This is a genomic window from Pseudomonas sp. GM33 (assembly GCF_000282295.1).
In the GTDB taxonomy this organism is placed as follows: Bacteria; Pseudomonadota; Gammaproteobacteria; order Pseudomonadales; family Pseudomonadaceae; genus Aquipseudomonas; species Aquipseudomonas laurylsulfatiphila.
In genome coordinates, this window is record NZ_AKJO01000103.1 from 12980 (window position 1) to 28218 (window position 15239).

The 15239-nt window shown below is 60.0% G+C and carries 13 protein-coding genes; 10 read left to right on the forward strand and 3 right to left on the reverse strand.

Going from position 1 to position 15239, the window contains the following annotated elements:
* Positions 1-55 precede the first annotated feature (55 nt).
* The 8 genes from PMI26_RS30780 to PMI26_RS10120 all read left to right on the forward strand — a co-directional run bounded on the left by PMI26_RS30780 (position 56) and on the right by PMI26_RS10120 (position 8886).
* A complete protein-coding gene (locus tag PMI26_RS30780) occupies positions 56-406 on the forward strand; it encodes a hypothetical protein (protein ID WP_081500993.1) in 351 nt (116 codons plus the stop codon).
* A gap of 38 nt (positions 407-444) precedes the next feature.
* On the forward strand, positions 445-1803 hold the full coding sequence (locus tag PMI26_RS10150; RefSeq protein ID WP_007976357.1) for a glutamine synthetase family protein: 1359 nt from the start codon (positions 445-447) through the stop codon (positions 1801-1803).
* A 59-nt stretch (positions 1804-1862) separates the two neighbouring features.
* Positions 1863-3227: an aspartate aminotransferase family protein gene (locus PMI26_RS10145; RefSeq protein ID WP_007976359.1), complete on the forward strand. Its 1365-nt coding sequence runs from the start codon at positions 1863-1865 to the stop codon at positions 3225-3227.
* Positions 3228-3415: 188 nt separating this feature from the next.
* On the forward strand, positions 3416-4528 hold the full coding sequence (locus PMI26_RS10140; RefSeq protein ID WP_007976361.1) for a polyamine ABC transporter substrate-binding protein: 1113 nt from the start codon (positions 3416-3418) through the stop codon (positions 4526-4528).
* A gap of 241 nt (positions 4529-4769) precedes the next feature.
* Complete coding sequence (locus tag PMI26_RS10135; protein ID WP_007976363.1) at positions 4770-5867, forward strand: polyamine ABC transporter substrate-binding protein; 1098 nt, start codon at positions 4770-4772, stop codon at positions 5865-5867.
* Between the two features lie 72 nt (positions 5868-5939).
* A complete protein-coding gene (locus PMI26_RS10130) occupies positions 5940-7082 on the forward strand; it encodes an ABC transporter ATP-binding protein (RefSeq protein ID WP_007976366.1) in 1143 nt (380 codons plus the stop codon).
* Positions 7083-7117: 35 nt separating this feature from the next.
* Positions 7118-7999, forward strand: coding sequence for an ABC transporter permease subunit (locus PMI26_RS10125; protein ID WP_177323535.1), 882 nt, complete (start codon positions 7118-7120; stop codon positions 7997-7999).
* The gene (locus PMI26_RS10120) at positions 7996-8886 is read left to right on the forward strand and encodes an ABC transporter permease subunit (protein WP_007976370.1); all 891 of its coding nucleotides are present in this window, start codon (positions 7996-7998) and stop codon (positions 8884-8886) included. Before PMI26_RS10125 ends, PMI26_RS10120 begins: the two co-directional genes overlap by 4 nt.
* A gap of 148 nt (positions 8887-9034) precedes the next feature.
* On the opposite strand, the gene PMI26_RS10115 is transcribed toward PMI26_RS10120, so the two are convergent.
* Positions 9035-9676 (reverse strand): HD domain-containing protein, encoded by a 642-nt coding sequence (locus PMI26_RS10115; RefSeq protein WP_007976372.1) that lies wholly within the window; start codon positions 9674-9676, stop codon positions 9035-9037.
* Between the two features lie 334 nt (positions 9677-10010).
* On the opposite strand from PMI26_RS10115, the gene PMI26_RS10110 reads away from it, so the two are divergent.
* A complete protein-coding gene (locus tag PMI26_RS10110) occupies positions 10011-10976 on the forward strand; it encodes a GlxA family transcriptional regulator (RefSeq protein ID WP_007976375.1) in 966 nt (321 codons plus the stop codon).
* Positions 10977-11096: 120 nt separating this feature from the next.
* On the opposite strand, the gene PMI26_RS10105 is transcribed toward PMI26_RS10110, so the two are convergent.
* On the reverse strand, positions 11097-13496 hold the full coding sequence (locus PMI26_RS10105; RefSeq protein ID WP_007976377.1) for a penicillin acylase family protein: 2400 nt from the start codon (positions 13494-13496) through the stop codon (positions 11097-11099).
* 103 nt (positions 13497-13599) lie between these two features.
* Complete coding sequence (locus PMI26_RS10100; RefSeq protein WP_007976379.1) at positions 13600-14181, reverse strand: DUF6436 domain-containing protein; 582 nt, start codon at positions 14179-14181, stop codon at positions 13600-13602.
* A 96-nt stretch (positions 14182-14277) separates the two neighbouring features.
* Here PMI26_RS10100 and PMI26_RS10095 point away from each other — a divergent pair, with 96 nt between their 5' ends.
* On the forward strand, positions 14278-15225 hold the full coding sequence (locus tag PMI26_RS10095; RefSeq protein WP_007976381.1) for an alpha/beta hydrolase: 948 nt from the start codon (positions 14278-14280) through the stop codon (positions 15223-15225).
* The last annotated feature ends 14 nt before the right edge of the window (positions 15226-15239 follow it).

A 15239-nucleotide genomic window follows, 5' to 3' on the forward strand; every position in this document is an offset into this window, starting at 1 on the left:
TGAACAAGGCTAAGCTCGAATCAAACCCATAACAGCAATAATACCGGGGTGCTTCATGTCTCGCCTGCCGATAATCGGCGTCACCGACTGCTCAAGACAGGTCGGTCGGCATGTTTATCACATCAGTGATGACACGGCCGTCCGTTCCGTGGTCTCGGCGCTTGCGGTGATCCTCCCATCCGCGACGGTTCAACCGTCCCCGTCCGATATTCTGGACGGTCGCGATGGCACCCCCATTACGGTTACTCCATTCAATATAGAACCGATTCACAATAGCGGCCTGACCATCGTTCGGGGCATCGCTCGTGATTCTGCACGCCCGGCCTCTGCGGCAGTGTTGGCAAACACGATAATCTGCCGCGCAAACGCTCTACAACGCGACGCCGATGCGTCAAACAACGCCTGACCTTAAAAGGGCCAGACAACTCAAGCCTAGAGGCATTTATGAGTAACAACCTCGACCAGCTCACCGATTGGTTGAAAAACCACAAGATCACAGAAGTCGAATGCATGATCGCCGACTTGACCGGGATTACCCGGGGCAAGATTTCGCCGACCAATAAATTCATCGCCGAAAAAGGCATGCGCCTACCAGAAAGCGTTCTGCTGCAGACCGTGACCGGCGATTACGTCGAAGACGACATCTATTACGAACTGCTCGACCCGGCCGACATCGACATGATCTGCCGTCCCGACCAGAGTGCGGTGTACCTGGTGCCGTGGGCCATCGAGCCGACCGCCATCGTTATCCACGATTCCTACGACAAGCAAGGCAACCCGATCGAGCTGTCGCCGCGCAATGTGCTCAAGAAAGTCCTGAAACTCTATTCCGACAAAGGCTGGCAGCCCATCGTGGCGCCGGAAATGGAGTTTTACCTGACCAAGCGCAGTGACGACCCGGACTACCCGCTGCAGCCGCCGGTCGGCCGCTCCGGTCGCCCGGAAACGGGTCGTCAGTCGTTCTCCATTGAAGCGGCGAACGAGTTCGATCCGCTGTTCGAAGACGTCTATGACTGGTGTGAACTGCAGGACCTTGACCTCGATACGCTGATTCATGAAGACGGCACGGCGCAGATGGAAATCAACTTCCGTCACGGCGATGCCCTGTCCCTGGCCGACCAGATCCTGGTGTTCAAGCGCACCATGCGCGAGGCTGCGCTCAAGCACAACGTGGCCGCGACCTTCATGGCCAAGCCGATGACCGGCGAGCCGGGCAGTGCCATGCACTTGCACCAGAGCATCATCGACATCGAGACCGGCAGGAACATCTTCTCCAATGATGACGGGACCATGAGCCAGCTGTTCCTGCACCACATCGGTGGCTTGCAGAAACTCATTCCCGAGCTGTTGCCGCTGTTCGCTCCAAACGTCAACTCGTTCCGCCGCTTCCTGCCCGATACCTCGGCTCCGGTGAACGTGGAGTGGGGCGAAGAGAACCGCACCGTGGGCCTGCGGGTTCCGGATGCCGGGCCGCAGAACCGTCGGGTGGAAAACCGCCTGCCGGGCGCCGATGCCAACCCGTACCTGGCGATTGCCGCGAGCCTGCTCTGCGGGTACATCGGCATGGTTGAAGGCCTGAATCCGAGTGCGCCGGTGGTAGGGCGTGGCTATGAGCGCCGCAACCTGCGCCTGCCGCTGACCATCGAAGACGCGCTGGAACGCATGGAAAACAGCGCGACCATCGAGCGCTACCTTGGCAAAAATTTCATCACTGGCTACGTCGCGGTCAAGCGGGCCGAGCATGAAAACTTCAAGCGCGTGATCAGTTCGTGGGAAAGGGAATTCCTGCTCTTTGCCGTCTGATACGCCGGGCGCCGTTGTCCTCTAATGGCGCCTTCACCTGATTTTTTTAGGAGATTCGTATGACCAGCAACAATCCGCAAACCCGTGAATGGCAAACCTTGAGCAATGATCACCACCTGGCTCCGTTCAGCGACTTCAAACAGCTGAAAGAGAAAGGCCCGCGGATCATCACCAACGCCAAGGGCGTTTACCTCTGGGACAGCGAAGGCAACAAGATCCTCGACGGCATGGCCGGCCTGTGGTGTGTCGCGATTGGTTATGGTCGCGATGAACTGGCCGATGCCGCCAGCAAACAGATGCGCGAGCTGCCTTACTACAACCTGTTCTTCCAGACGGCGCACCCGCCGGTACTGGAACTGGCCAAGGCCATCGCCGACATCGCGCCGCAAGGCATGAACCATGTGTTCTTCACCGGTTCCGGCTCTGAAGGCAACGACACCATGCTGCGCATGGTTCGTCACTATTGGTCAATCAAGGGCCAGCCGAACAAGAAAGTCATCATCAGCCGCAAGAACGGCTATCACGGTTCCACCGTGGCCGGCGCGAGCCTGGGTGGCATGACGTACATGCATGAACAGGGCGACTTGCCGATCCCGGGCATCGTCCACATTGCCCAGCCGTACTGGTTCGCCGAAGGCGGCGACATGACCCCGGAAGAATTCGGTGTGTGGGCGGCCAATCAGCTGGAAGAAAAGATTCTGGAAGTCGGCGTCGACAACGTCGGTGCCTTTATTGCCGAACCGATCCAGGGCGCCGGTGGCGTGATCATTCCGCCAGACACCTACTGGCCGCGCATCAAGGAAATCCTCGCCAAGTACGACATCCTGTTCGTGGCTGACGAAGTGATTTGTGGTTTCGGTCGTACCGGCGAGTGGTTCGGCAGCGATTTCTACGGCCTCAAGCCGGACATGATGACCATCGCCAAGGGCCTGACCTCGGGCTACATCCCGATGGGCGGCCTGATCGTGCGTGACGAAGTGGTGGAAGTCCTGAACGAAGGCGGTGATTTCAACCACGGCTTCACGTACTCCGGTCACCCGGTGGCGGCTGCGGTGGCGCTGGAAAACATCCGCATCATGCGCGACGAGAAAATTATCGAGCGCGTCCATGCAGAAACGGCACCGTATTTGCAAAAGCGTCTGCGGGAACTGAACGATCACCCGCTGGTGGGTGAAGTTCGCGGGGTCGGTTTGTTGGGGGCCATCGAACTGGTCCAGGACAAGGCCACGCGCAAGCGTTACGAGGGCAAGGGTGTCGGCATGATCTGCCGCCAGTTCTGCTTCGACAACGGCCTGATCATGCGCGCCGTCGGCGACACCATGATCATCGCACCGCCACTGGTGATTACACCGGCGGAAATCGATGAGCTGGTGACCAAGGCTCGCAAGTGTCTTGACCTGACCCTGAGTGCATTGCAGGGCTAAGTGCTAGGCTCTGAGCGGAAGTCCGAAGTTCTGCATATGAAGTAGGAACTTTCGCTCAGAACTGTCAGAAAGCGTGGCCGTTTCCTTGAAAGACCGATGTGGATCTTGCCAGACTAGCCGCGGTTCCAGTTGCCCGGGTTCGGTCGCTGAACAAGTGGTTCAAAAAAGAAAAATTTGGAGCATTACGCATGAAGGCACTAGGTAAAAAGCTCGCTGGCAAGACTCTGCTTGCCATGTCCGTGATGGGGTTGATGGCGGGCGCGGTTCAGGCCGATGACAAAGTACTGCACGTGTACAACTGGTCCGACTACATCGCACCGGACACCGTCAAGAAGTTTGAAGACGAGTCGGGCATCAAGGTTGTCTATGACGTCTTCGACAGCAACGAAACCCTGGAAGCCAAGTTGCTGGCAGGCAAGTCCGGCTACGACATCGTCGTACCGTCGAACAACTTCCTGGCCAAGCAGATCAAGGCTGGGGTCTACCAGAAGCTGGACAAGTCCAAGCTGCCTAACTGGAAGAACCTGAACACCGACCTGCTCAAGGCCGTTTCCGTGAGCGACCCGGGCAACGAGCACGCCTTCCCGTACATGTGGGGTTCGATCGGTATCGGCTTCAACGCCGAGAAGGTCAAGGCAGCACTGGGTGCCGACGCACCGGTCGATTCCTGGGACCTGATCTTCAAGCCTGAAAACGCCGCCAAGCTGAAAGCGTGCGGTATCAGCCTGCTGGACTCGCCAACCGAGATGATTCCGGTGGCGCTGCACTACCTGGGCCTGCCAACCGACAGCCAGAAGAAAGAAGACATCGACAAGGCTGAAGCGCTGATCATGAAGGTCCGTCCTTCGATCGCCTACTTCCACTCGTCCAAGTACATCTCGGACCTCGCCAACGGCAACATCTGCGTGGCCGTGGGTTACTCGGGTGACATTTACCAGGCCAAATCCCGCGCTGCCGAAGCCGGTGACAAGGTGAAAGTCAGCTACAACATTCCGAAAGAAGGTGCCGGCAGCTTCTACGACATGGTCGCCATCCCTAAAGATGCCGAAAACGTCGAAGGCGCCTACAAGTTCATGACCTTCCTGCAGAAGCCGGAAATCATGGCTGAAATCACCAATGCCGTGCGTTTCCCGAACGGTAACGCGGCTGCAACTGCGTTGGTTGATAAAGACATCACCAGCGACCCGGGCGTTTACCCGCCGGCGGACGTGCTGGCCAAGCTGTACGCGATTGCCGACTTGCCGGCCGCGACCCAGCGGATCATGACCCGCAGCTGGACCAAGATCAAATCGGGTAAATAAGTAAAACCCCTGTAGGAGCGAGCCCGCTCGCGATGAACCTGAGAGCACCGCTGGGTGTCAGGCACCCAGCGTCATCGTTGACGACCATCGCGAGCGGGCTCGCTCCTACAGGTATCTGTATAAAAGTTTTGCTGGAACGGTTTTTCGAGGGTAAGTTGCGCGCCGGTTTTGTTGCTGGGCAATCACGGTTGTCATGTAACGCGGGGCAACTTGGGCCCAACTAATTTCAGAGGACCTCCACGTGCCTATTTTTTCTTTGTTGCGCAATGCCATGCTGGTGGGCGCCGGGCTGACGATTGCCGTCAGTGTCCAGGCCGCCGGCACCGTGCATATTTATAACTGGTCGGATTATATCGGCGAGAGCACCCTGGCGGACTTCCAGAAAGAGACCGGGATCAAACCGGTCTACGACGTCTTTGATTCCAACGAAACCCTGGAAGGCAAGTTGCTGGCCGGGCATACGGGGTATGACGTGGTCGTGCCGTCCAATCACTTCCTCGGCAAGCAGATCAAGGCCGGCGCATTCCAGAAGCTCGACAAGTCGCAGCTGCCGAACTATTCGAACCTCGACCCGGTGCTGCTCAAGCGCCTGGAGCAGAACGATCCGGGCAACCTGTACGCCGTGCCGTACCTTTGGGGTACCAACGGCATCGGTTACAACGTCGACAAGGTCAAGGCCGTGCTGGGTGTCGACAAGATTGACTCCTGGAGCGTGCTGTTCGAGCCAGAGAACATCAAGAAGCTGCACAAATGCGGCGTGGCGTTCCTCGATTCCGCTGATGAAATGATGCCGACGGTCCTTAACTACATGGGCCTGAACGCCAACAGCACCAACGAGGAAGACTACAAGAAGGCGACCGCCAAGTTGCTGGCCGTGCGGCCCTACGTCACCTACTTCAACTCGTCCAAGTACATCACCGACCTGGCCAACGGCGATATCTGCGTGGCGGTCGGGTTCTCCGGCGACATCTTCCAGGCCCGCAACCGTGCCCAGGAAGCCAAGAAAGGCATCAACATCGCCTACGCCATTCCGAAAGAAGGCGGCGCTCTCTGGTTCGACATGCTGGCGATTCCGAAGGATTCGGCCAACCCCAAGGAGGCGCACGCGTTCATCAATTACTTGCTGAAACCCGAGGTTATCGCCCAGGTCAGCGACTACGTCGGCTATGCCAACCCTAATCCGGGGTCGGACAAACTGATGGAACAGTCCATTCGCACCGACGAAGCGGTTTATCCACCGCAAGAGGTGCTCGACAAGACCTACGTGTCCGTCGAGTTGCCACCGAAGATTCAACGCTTGATGACCCGTAGCTGGACCATGGTCAAGTCGGGTAAATAGTTTCAAGGCTCAAATATCCAAGGTTGGCTCACCTTGAGCGAACTGCACTCTTTTTTTCTGGGAGTTTCGTAAATGGCAGTTGCCTCCGGCGCCTATAAGAAAGCCCTCGAGGGCGACCAGCAACCGAAACAGGTGCTGGTCAAAATCGACCGGGTCACGAAGAAGTTCGACGAGACGATTGCCGTGGACGACGTGTCCCTGGAAATCAAGAAAGGCGAGATCTTTGCCCTGCTCGGCGGCTCGGGATCGGGCAAGTCCACATTGCTGCGCATGCTCGCAGGTTTTGAACGGCCCACGGAGGGGCGCATTTTCCTCGATGGCGTAGACATCACCGACATGCCGCCCTACGAGCGGCCGATCAACATGATGTTCCAGTCCTACGCTCTGTTCCCGCACATGACCGTGGCGCAGAACATCGCCTTCGGCCTCAAGCAGGACAAGCTGCCGGCCGCCGAAGTCGATGCGCGGGTGGCCGACATGCTCAAGCTGGTGCAGATGAGCCAGTACGCCAAGCGCAAGCCGCACCAGTTGTCCGGTGGCCAGCGTCAGCGTGTGGCCCTGGCTCGTTCCCTGGCCAAGCGACCGAAGCTGCTGCTGCTCGACGAACCGATGGGCGCACTGGACAAGAAGCTGCGCTCGCAGATGCAGCTGGAGCTGGTGGAGATCATCGAGCGCGTCGGCGTAACCTGCGTCATGGTGACCCACGACCAGGAAGAGGCCATGACCATGGCCGAGCGCATCGCGATCATGCACCTGGGCTGGATCGCCCAGATCGGCAGCCCGATCGACATCTACGAAACCCCGACCAGCCGCCTGGTCTGTGAATTCATCGGTAACGTCAACATCTTCGACGGTGAAGTGATCGACGACGCCGAGGGCCACGCGATCATTACCTGCAAGGACCTCGACCGGAAGATCTATGTGGGCCACGGCATCAGCACCTCGGTGCAAGACAAATCCGTGACCTACGCGATCCGTCCGGAAAAACTGCTCGTGACCCCGACCATGCCGACCTGCGAATACAACTGGTCCAGCGGCAAGGTGCACGACATCGCCTACCTCGGTGGCCACTCGGTGTTCTACGTCGAATTGCCGAGCGGCAAAATCGTCCAGTCTTTCGTAGCCAACGCCGAGCGCCGTGGCCAGCGGCCGACCTGGGGTGATCAGGTCTACGTGTATTGGGAAGACGATAGCGGCGTGGTACTTCGCTCATGAACATGCGCAAATTCAAACGCCGACTCAATCGAATAATTCCCGGTGGCCGTCAGATGGTCATCGGGGTTCCCTTCATCTGGCTGTTCCTGTTCTTCATGCTGCCGTTCTTCATCGTACTGAAGATCAGCTTCGCCGAAGCGGACGTGGCCATTCCTCCCTACACAGAAATCTACAGCTACGCCGAGCAGAAGCTGCAGTTGCTGCTTAACCTGGGCAACTACGCGATGCTGGCCGGTGACGAGCTGTACATCGCCGCTTACCTCGGCTCGTTGAAGATGGCGTTTTTCAGCACCATCCTCTGCCTGCTGATCGGCTACCCGATGGCCTACGGCATCTCCGTTGCCCGCAAGGAAGTGCAGACGGTGCTGGTGCTGCTGATCATGATGCCGACCTGGACCGCGATCCTGATCCGCGTGTATGCGTGGATGGGCATCCTCAGCAACAATGGCCTGCTCAACGGTTTCCTGATGAGCATGGGCTGGATCAACGAGCCGCTGCAGATCCTGAACACCAACCTGGCGGTCTACATCGGTGTGGTTTATTCCTACCTGCCGTTCATGATCCTGCCGTTGTACGCCAACCTGGTGAAGCATGACCAGAGCCTGCTGGAAGCCGCGTCGGACCTGGGTTCTAGCACCTTCAACAGTTTCTGGAAAATCACCGTGCCGCTGTCGAAAAACGGCATCATCGCCGGCTGCATGCTGGTGTTCATCCCGGTGGTGGGTGAGTTCGTGATCCCGGAACTGCTCGGCGGCCCGGAAACCCTGATGATCGGTAAAGTGCTCTGGCAAGAGTTCTTCAACAACCGTGACTGGCCGGTGGCGTCTGCCCTGGCGGTGGTGATGCTGGCGATCCTGATTGTGCCGATCATCCTGTTCAACCGCAGTCAGGCCAAGGAAATGGAGGGTAAAGAATGAAGCGCTTCCGTTTCTCGAGCCTGATGCTGGTAGTGGGTCTGTTGTTCATCTACCTGCCGATGCTGATCCTGGTGATCTACTCGTTCAACGCCTCGAAACTGGTGACGGTGTGGGGCGGCTGGTCGATCAAGTGGTACGTCGGCCTGCTCGACAATTCGCAACTGATGGGGTCGGTGGTGCGCTCGCTGGAAATCGCCTGCTACACGGCGGTGGCGGCGGTGGCGCTGGGTACCCTGGCGGCGTTCGTCCTGACGCGTATTACGCGCTTCAAAGGCCGTACCCTGTTCGGTGGCCTGGTGACCGCGCCGCTGGTGATGCCTGAGGTGATCACCGGTCTGTCGCTGTTGCTGCTGTTCGTGGCCATGGCGCAGATGATCGGCTGGCCGCAGGAACGCGGCATCATCACCATCTGGATCGCCCACACCACGTTCTGTGCGGCCTATGTGGCGGTGGTGGTCTCGGCACGCTTGCGCGAGCTGGACCTGTCCATCGAAGAGGCGGCCATGGACCTGGGCGCGAAACCGTGGAAGGTGTTCTTCCTGATCACCATCCCGATGATCGCACCGTCGCTGGCAGCGGGCGGCATGATGTCGTTCGCCCTGTCGCTGGATGACCTGGTGCTGGCGAGCTTCGTGTCGGGCCCGGGGTCCACGACCCTGCCGATGGAGGTGTTCTCGGCGGTACGTCTGGGCGTGAAGCCCGAGATCAACGCCGTGGCCAGCCTGATCCTGTTGGCGGTGTCGATCGTGACTTTCCTGGTCTGGTTCTTCAGCCGTCGCGCCGAAGAAGGTCGTCGTCGTGCGATCCAGCAAGCGATCGAAGAAGCGGCCGCCGACTCGTGGAAGCAACCGGACGTGCGTCGCGCGCAGGCACCGGAAGCGGCTTGAGCCTGATGCCGGGTTGACCACAACTTTGTGGCCAACCCGACCCCCTGTGGGAGCGAGCTTGCTCGCGATAGCGGACTGACATTCAACATCGATGTTGACTGTGATGCCGCCATCGCGAGCAAGCTCGCTCCCACAGGCTCTTTGGCGGTCAGGAAATCCAAGGAGATTGGCGAATGACCTCGACGAAATTCATCGGCTTGAATCCCGACTCCTGATCCACCAGTACATCCGTCTTCACATTCCCGAACGTAGTCTGCGGACGATGACGCAAGCCATCGGCAAACGCGCAGATGATGCACTCCTTGAACCCCTCACCCCGTGGATGCGCATGCACCACCGCTTCACGCTGCACGCTGGAGAACGCCGCGTAGTCCATGCCCAGCACGTCCATCTCGACTCCAGCCGTTACCAGCGCCACGGTGGGCCGCAAGTACTGAGGAACGCCCGGTGTGGTGTGCAGGGCAATCGATAGCCAGACCTGTTCGATATCGTCGTCGCTCAGCCCGTAAGGCTTGAGAAATGCGGCTGCCGCATTGGCGCCGTCGACTTCGAAACGCTCGTTGTCGCTGCGGTGACCCTCCATCAGGCCCAGGTCATGGAACATCGCGCCGACGTACAGCAACTCCGGGTTGTAGGCCAATTGCTTGCGCTCACCGCTCAGGGCGCCGAACAGGAAGACCCGACGCGAGTGGTGGTAGAGCAGGTCCGATTCGATGTCACGGATGTATTCGGTGGTGGCCTTGGCCAGCGCGCTGTCGGGGATCCTGATGCCGGCGATGGTGGTGCTCATGGAGTTTTCCTTGTCGTGAACGCCTGGGTGGCGCTGAGGGTTTCAGTCTGTTCCGGCCCCCGAATCCGGACAATCGCGCCATGGCTGCGATCCCGGCCAATGAGCATGCATATCGCGCCAACCTCGCTTGTTGCGCCTGGTTTGGCTAGGGTGGCTCACACTAAACCCGCTTTTGTGGCGAGGGGGCTTGCCCCCGTTGGGTCGCGAAGCGGCCCCAATGCTCATTCGGGTAAGCCGCGTTCAAGCGGTTTACGACTGCTGCGCAGCCGAACGGGGGCAAGCCCCCTCGCCACAGGTACGCGTCAATCCTGATTCATTGAGGGCGTTTCGAACCATGAGTAAAACCATCGCCATCGTGGTCTTCGCCGGCGTCCAGTCGCTGGATGTCACCGGGCCCATGGATGTGTTTTCCGAGGCCAATCGATTCCTTGCCCCGCAGGATCACTATCGGCTGGAGGTGATCGGTGTCGAGCACGGGATAATGGCGTGCTCCAACGGTTTGGCACTCAATGCCCATCGGCATTTCAGCGAAGCGCTCGAGGCGTACGACTTGTTATTGGTGGCGGGCGGGCCGCAATTACCGTTCATGAGTTTCGGCGTGGCGTTCGACACCTGGCTGCGCGAGGCCTGCGGGCGGGCGCAGCGGTTCGGCTCGATCTGCAACGGTGCCTTCATGCTCGCCCGCGCCGGGTTGCTGGAGGGGCGCACGGTCACCACGCATTGGCAGGACGCATCGGATCTGGCGGCGCTGTGCCCCTCGTCCCGCGTGGAAGCGGATCGACTGTACGTTGAGGACGGCGACCTGTTCACCTCGGCCGGGGTTACAGCGGGGATCGATCTGTCCTTGTATCTATTGGGCCGGGATCACGGGCCGGAAGTGGCACTGAATGTCGCCAAGCGGCTGGTGGTGTTCACCCAGCGTTCGGGCGGGCAGTCGCAGTTCAGCCCGTTCCTCACGCCCCACGCCGAACCGGACTCGGCGGTGGCGATGGTCCAGCATTACGTGCTGGCCAACCTGACGGGCGATTTAGCCATCGCCGACCTTGCCAATTCGGCCAACATGAGCGCGCGCAATTTTTCCCGTGTGTTTGCCAGGGAAGCGAAAATCACCCCGGCCGAGTTCGTCGAACGCGCGCGGGTCGATGCGGCGCGGGTGATGCTCGAAAGCACCCGGGCGCCGCTCAAGACTGTGGCCTATCAATGTGGATTTCGCGATGCCCAGCACATGCGCAGTGTGTTCAATCGCAGGCTGGGGGTGACGCCGCAGCAGTTCAGGTTGAATTTTGCGGCGATGGTTTGAGCTGACATCTTTGTTGCCTGTGAGGGCCTCTTCGCGAGCAAGCCCGCTCCCACAGGGGGAACGCATTTCAACTGTGGGAGCGGGCTTGCTCGCGAAGGGGCCAGTCCAGTCAGCAAAAGTCTATGGCGCTGCCCGCGCCGGCAACAGCTTCAACGTACTGCGCGTATTGGCCGTGACTTCTTCGTCATTGAGATGCGCCTGGAAATACATCCCCTCGATATAGGCCTCGGCCTGATCATCATAGTGACTGTCGAACACTACGCCGCTCTGGCCAACCGGGTTGACGGTCAGGCTGTGGGCCGGGTCGGCGAAGTCGATCAGGCGCCGGGTCGAAGGGCCGTAGGTGACGGGCCAGGGTGCCGGGCCAATTTTCGCCGAGAGGTTGTTCGGCACTTCATGGCTGCCAGGTGCGGCGAAGGGGCCGACGTTGAAGGCCAGGTCCAGCGGCTTTTGCTGCCCTAGCGGATGACCATGGGTCAAGGTGTGCGCGCTACCCCACTGCCATTGCGAGGCATCTGCGCCGAGGGTGCTCTTGAGGTGTGCGAGGCTGGCTTGCCAGGCGGCCTTCACCGTGTCGGCGCGGGTCTCCTTGCCGAGGGTGCTTCGGTTGTCCCACCACGGTGAATCGGCGCTGGCAGCCAGGCGGGGGAGCGCGGCGTCGATCACCCGGGTCGAGAGCAGTGTTTCGAAAAAGTCGTTACCCAGTTCATCGTGCATCGTCGCGTCAGCCAGGTTGAACAGCAACTGGTTGAACAGCGTGGCGCTGGTGGAATCGAGCGGGTAGTCACCTTTCCACTGGGCCAGTTGCTCCACCAGTTTGAGTTCGGCGGGGTCGCTCACCACTTCGCGCAACACCGGCAACAGCGGCGCCAACAAGCGCGGACCGTAGGCGGTGGTAGTGCCCAACTGCAGTTTCTGGCTGTTTTCCAGGTCCCATTTCACGGCTTTGTCGCTGAGCTGGCGATTGAGCTGCTGGCCGCGATCGGCAAGGTTGTAATAGCCGGGAATCTCCATGCCGGTCGGCGACACCGGCTGGAAGTTGGCCGAGACGATGTAGCCCCGCGCCGGGTTTTCTTCCTGAGGGTTGGCGCTGAACGGATAGAAGCCATCCTTGTCGGCCTCGGCGCTGCTGCCATCGAGGATGAACCATGGGCTTACACCCGCCGGACGTTTCGGCAGTTGCGCCGCCGCCCACCAGCCGATGTCACCCTTGGCATTGGCCCATACGACGTTCAGGCCCGGTGCCTGGATTTTTGCCGCGGCACTGCGGGCCTTGACCAGGGTGTCGGCGCGGTTGAGTTGGTAGAACCCGTCCAGAATCGGGTTCTGGCTTTCGAGAAACGCCCACCACATGGCAATCGGTGTCTTGCCGACGCCGCTGCCCAAGGCATCGTTGACGATCGGGCCGTGGGGTGATTGACGCAGTACCAGCGTCACCGGTTCCTGGCCCTTGACCGCAATCTTCTGTTCGCTGGTGACCATGTCCACCCACTTGCCGCGATACCAGACCTGATTGGGATTGTCCGGGTTGACCTTCTCGGCGATCAGGTCGAGGTCGTCGTTCTGGAACATGGTGATGCTCCAGCCGAAGTCGTTGTTCATGCCCAGGGAGGCGAACGGCATCAACGCCTGGTAATGCCCGTAGAGTTCAAAGCCCGGCGCGGAGAGTTGTGCTTCGTACCACACTGACGGTGCGGAGAAACGGATATGCGGATCGCCCGCCAGCAGTGGCTTGCCGCTTTGGGTCCGGCTGCCCGCGACGACCCAGGCGTTACTGCCCTCGAACTGGGGCAGACCGTTGTCAGCCAAGACCTGTTCGCTCAGACGGGCGAGGGCGTTGAGGTCTTTCCAGTCGGCGCTGGCCAGGGAAGGTGCGGTCCCGTCGAGCACGCCTTTGGGCTGCCAGTCGAGATCGAAAACGCTCAGGTAGTCAGGGCCCAGTTGATCGCGTACGAATGTCAGCAAGGGTTCGGTACGAAAGGCCGCCGCAAAACTGTAGGCCATGTAACCGGCGATGCTGATGGTGTCCTGGGCGGTGAACGGGCGTTTTGGAATGCCCAGCACATCGAACTCCACGGGTTTGGCGTGGCTGTCCTGATACTGGTTGATGCCGTCCAGATAGGCCTGCATGGCGATGAAAGAGGGTGACTGTTTGTCGAGATTGGCGAAGTAGGTTTCAGCGCGTTCGCGAATGCGCAGGCTGCGCATCAGTTTGTCGGTGTCGAGCAGCTTCGGTCCGAGCACCTCGGCCAGTTCGCCACGGGCCAGACGACGCAGGACTTCCATCTGGAACAAGCGGTCCTGGGCATGCACGTAGCCGAGCGCGCGGTACAGGTCGGGTTCGTTGTCGGCGCGGATATGCGGAACGCCGCGCTCGTCGTAGCGCACGGTGACTGAGCCTTGCAGGTGTTGCAGTTCGACCATGCCCTGGCGTGACGGCTGTTTACTGTAGAGGTACCAGCCGGCTCCGGCGGCCAGCACGACGATCAACAGCGCGAGAGCGGTCAGGCTGCGTTTCATGGGGATTCCTTGTTGTTATTGTGATTCCAGGTGCCACTGTTTAACACGGCGCGCCGGCTTGGCGCATCGCCCGTAGGAGGGATTCGTATGGGCGTGGCTTTGCCTACTTCGCCGGATCGACAGGCCACGGGCAGTAACACCCCACCGCCAGTGTGTGCGTGGCACTCACCGCTCGGCCTTCATTGAGCGCTTGCAGGATGGGTTCGATAAAGCTGTTGCTGGAATTGCAGGTCAGGCCTTCGCTGTAGGGGCCGAAGTACGCCAGTTTGCCGCTGCGATCCCAGATTGCCACGGCCGGGCTGGCGGGGATCTGTTCGGAACCGGGCAAGACGTCGATGGATTTCAGGCGGCTCAAGGTGCCTGTTAACTGGCCATGGCTACCGGGTTTTTGCACGGTATAGAATTCCACGCCGTGGGGGACATAGCGCTCGACCAGTTCGGTCAGGTGTTGTTGATTGCCGACATTGCATGGGCAGGCCGGGTCCCAGAAATGCACCAGGCGGATGGCACCAGGGCCTGCGAGGTCATCGGGAAGGCGCAGCGGATCACCCGAAAACATTGCCGTGTGCTCGCTGAACGCCCGCAGGTAACGCCCCTGGAACCAGTCGTAGGCCGCCCACAATACGCCGGCACACACCACGGCGAGCAGGCTGGCAAACAGGGTGGCGCGAAAGGGCGGGCGCATCGGTTCAGTCCTCGAAGGTCGGCTAGCTTGCCATGCTTGCCGCGACAGAAGAATATCGCAGGCCTATAAAGTCCGTTTCACGCTCTGGAATCGTCCATGCCGGCCACTTTCGACCCTGATCTTCTACGTGCAAGTCTGCTGCCACTGGCGGCCGGGCAGCCGTTGTCGGCGCAGGCGAAGGCCTACCAGCAGTTCTACGGACTGGATTTTTCATCGCATCAGGTGCGCAGCGGTCTTGGGCGCTTCGAGGTCGATGGATATCAGCTGGTCAGCCAGTTCTGGTGGCCCGAGCGGGCGAAGGCGACGCTGTTTGTCATCCACGGTTTCTACGACCACACCGGTCTCTACCGGCATGTGATCGAATGGGCGCTGGACCAAGGCTTTGCGGTGATTGCCTGCGACCTGCCGGGACATGGCTTGTCCAGTGGCGAGCGGGCGAGCATCAAGGATTTCGCCGAGTACCAGGACACGTTGCAAGGGTTGTTCAGCGAGGCGCAATCCCTCGATTTGCCGCAACCGTGGCACCTGTGCGGGCAAAGTACCGGTGGGGCGATCGTGATCGATCATGTGTTGAATGCGGGGGCGAGCAGCCCGGCCCAGGGGCAGGTGATCCTGTTGGCACCCTTGGTGCGGCCGCGCGCGTGGGGTTGGTCGCATCTGAGCTATTACGTGCTCAGGCCGTTCGTCAAAGCCATCGCCCGGCGCTTCAGCGAGAACTCCAACGACCCGGCCTTTCTGCCGTTCCTGCAAGCCGATCCGTTGCAGCCGCTACGTCTGCCGACGGCCTGGGTGGGCGCGCTGGCACGCTGGATCAAACGCGTTGAAGCGGCGCCTGTCAGCACCAGGCGGCCGCTGATCGTGCAGGGGCAGGCGGACATGACCGTGGATTGGGAGCATAACCTTGAAGTGTTGCGGGGCAAGTTTGATAGGCCGCAGGTCTTGATGTTGCCCGAGGCGCGGCATCATCTGGCGAATGAAACACTGGCGATGCGCACGGAGTATTTCGGGTTTTTGAGCAGGCGGATGAGTCGTCAGAATCGGTAAGCAAGATCAAAAGA